2 protein-coding genes are annotated in these 1,587 nt (G+C 43.3%); one reads left to right on the top strand and one right to left on the bottom strand.

Annotated elements, in window-relative coordinates; genetic code table 11:
- Positions 1-670 (bottom strand): cation diffusion facilitator family transporter (locus GMD4S_RS12070; RefSeq protein ID WP_001076590.1); only part of this gene is annotated, 670 nt, incomplete at its 3' end.
- Between the two features lie 307 nt (positions 671-977).
- Here GMD4S_RS12070 and GMD4S_RS12075 point away from each other — a divergent pair.
- A partial coding sequence (locus tag GMD4S_RS12075; protein WP_000032425.1) for an HAD-IC family P-type ATPase occupies positions 978-1,587 on the top strand: 610 nt, incomplete at its 3' end.

Genomic DNA, 1,587 nt, shown 5'->3' on the forward strand with positions numbered 1-1,587 from the left:
TGATGGCCTTTTGGTAGTCCTCTAGCAGACGGTCATCAAAACCATCTGAAAGACTGAAGGAAGACTCGATAAAGATATCATAGGCTGTCTTTAAGATAAAGAAAGTGATGATGATAGCGACCAGTTTATCCACGATTGGATAATTAAAACTGCTGGCTAGGATGGCAATGGAAGTCCCAAGCGAGGTGACAGCATCGGAAAGATTGTCCTTGGCGGCAGCCTTAAGCGCCTTGGACTTAGATTTCTTACTGAGGCGAGTATTATAGAGATAAACTGCGAACATGACTGCCGCAGAGACGACTCCGAGAGTTGCACCTAGAGGGTCAATAACCGTCTGTTCCCGACTGAGAATTTTTTGAATGGTGTCCCTAAGAACATCAAAGCCAACGTAGAACATGATGATGGAAGTAATCAAACTAGCCAAATCTTCAATCTTCCAGTGACCGAAACGATGGTCACGGTCTGCAGGCTGGCGTGCCATACGAATACCGATCAGAAGAGCAACATTTCCGATAATATCTGATACGTTGTTGAAACCATCCGCTACCAAACTGGAAGAATGTAGGAGGTGGCCAGTCGCTAATTTTGCCGTAGACAAGAGGAGGTAGGTCGAAATGCTGATAATGGCACCACGTTCCGCCAACTTGAGATTTGACATGGATTGGTTCATCGGACTTCCTTTCTAGTGCTGAGATTCTGTTTTCATTATACTGGTTTTCATGGGAAAATTCAAATTTAGTCTTGTTTCATCAGATTTAAACCCTTGAAAATTATTCAAATTTTGATATAATAGTACTACTCAAGGGAGTAGCTGGCAGAAACCTGTGATAGTGTCGTCATTCCGAATTTTATACTGTAAAGTATTCTTTCCGGCGCTATCTTAAACAGCGAGACTTGTTATGATTAACATGTCTCTTTTTGTTTGTCATAAAACCAAAAGAGAGCTTGTTTTGCACACAAAGTCAAGGAGGAGACATATGTCAAAAGAACAAAAACGCCAAGCGTTTTATACTCAAAGTCCCGAAGAAGTCTTGAAGTCGGTTGAAGCAACTGAGCAAGGCCTTTCGTCAAGCGAAGCGCAGAAACGCCTAGCTGAATATGGGCGCAATGAACTCGAAGAGGGTGAGAAAAAATCTCTCTTGGTTAAATTCATCGAACAGTTTAAGGATTTGATGATTATTATTTTGGTGGCTGCAGCCATCTTGTCCGTCATAACTTCTGGTGGGGAAGATATTGCAGATGCCATCATTATTCTAGCCGTTGTTATCATTAACGCAGCTTTTGGTGTTTACCAAGAAGGAAAAGCAGAAGAAGCCATCGAAGCCCTCAAGTCTATGTCTAGTCCAGCTGCACGTGTTATCCGTGATGGGCATATGGCTGAGATTGACTCAAAAGAATTGGTACCAGGTGATATCGTTGCCCTTGAAGCAGGTGACGTCGTACCAGCAGACCTACGTTTGCTAGAAGCTAACTCTCTCAAAATCGAAGAAGCAGCCCTAACAGGTGAGTCTGTTCCAGTCGAAAAAGACTTGACTGTCGAGCTCTCTGCAGATGCTGGTATTGGTGACCGTGTCAATATGGCCTTCC

This window comes from Streptococcus sp. GMD4S, assembly GCF_000296955.1.